At 32.6% G+C, this 1,360-nt stretch carries 2 protein-coding genes; both read left to right on the top strand.

Annotated features, from left to right (window positions below):
• Positions 1-515 (top strand): helix-turn-helix domain-containing protein (locus HBB17_RS15440; protein WP_207717363.1); only part of this gene is annotated, 515 nt, incomplete at its 5' end.
• Entirely contained in the window at positions 485-1,357 is an 873-nt protein-coding gene (locus HBB17_RS15435) for an IS3 family transposase (protein WP_238483769.1), read from the top strand. The genes HBB17_RS15440 and HBB17_RS15435, both read left to right, overlap by 31 nt.
• Positions 1,358-1,360 lie beyond the last annotated feature (3 nt).

Raw genomic sequence — 1,360 nt, 5'->3', positions numbered from 1 at the left:
GTGCATACTCACTAGCAAAAAAATACGAAATAACGCACAAAACATCTATTGATAACTGGGTTAAAAGCTACCAAGCAGAAGGTGATAATGGATTATTGCGTTCTAGACAAAATAAAGCTTATTCTTTTGAGTATAAATGTGCTATAGTACAGTTATATTTGTCATCTGAATTATCAGTTAAAGATATAGCATTCCAAGAAAATATCCATAATCCGAGCATGATTACACAATGGATTAATCGTTATAGAATTGCTGGTCCAGATGCTTTAAGAAATCAAAAAAAAGGACGTAAGCAAACATTGGATATATCTAACAAAAAGAATACAACAGTATCATCGGAAAATATTACGGTTAATACAAGTAGTGAACATGTAAAAGAACTAGAATCAGAACTTCTTAAGCTTAGGATTGAGAATGCTTTTTTAAAAGAACTGAGGAGGCTGCGTTTAGAGGACGAAGCAAAAACGAGAGACTTGCCAGAGTCATCGGCAGCCTCCGAAGACAATTCAAATTAAAGGACTTACTCTCATATGCACAGATGCCAAAAGCAACATATATGTATTGGCAAAAAAGATTTGATAAGGAAAATACAAATCAACCAATTGAAGAAAAGATTTTAGAAATACATAAGGAAAATAAGGATTATGGCTATCGCAGAATGACTGGAGAACTTAGGAATCAGGGATTTGCGGTAAACAAGAAGAAAGTTCAACGGATTATGCAAAAACTTAATCTTCAAGTAACTTCGTTTACTAGAAAGAGTAGAAAATATAGCTCTTATAAAGGAAAAGTTGGAACATTATCTCCAAATAGAATTCGAAGACGTTTCAATACAAATATACCTCATCAAAAGATAACAACTGATACAACGGAATTTAAGTATTATGAAATAGATAGTAAAGGGCATATGGTAACGCATAAGCTTTATTTAGATCCATTTATGGATATGTGCAATGGCGAAATAATTAGTTTCGGCATAGACAAACATCCGTCTGCAATCAATGTAATGAATGCTTTGGAGAAAGCTATTGAAGTAACATCCGATTGTCCATATAGAAGAACTTTTCATTCTGACCAAGGCTGGGCTTATCAAATGAAAGTATATTCAAAAAGGCTAAAAATGGAACGAATCTTTCAAAGTATGTCTAGAAAAGGAAACTGTCACGACAACTCAGTAATGGAAAACTTCTTTGGGTTGTTGAAACAAGAAATCTATTATGGGGTTGTGTATTATAGTTACGAAGAATTGAAATCAGAAATAGAAAAATATATTATTTATTATAACGAGAAACGAATCAAAGAAAAACTAGGATGGCTTAGTCCTGTTCAATATAGAGTGAAACTACTCGCAGCATAAAAA

It is taken from the genome of Anaerosporobacter faecicola (assembly GCF_012070565.1).
GTDB classification, from domain to species: Bacteria; Bacillota; Clostridia; order Lachnospirales; family Lachnospiraceae; genus Anaerosporobacter; species Anaerosporobacter faecicola.
Note: the sequence above shows the minus strand (reverse complement) of the source record. Positions and strands in the feature narration are given on the sequence as shown.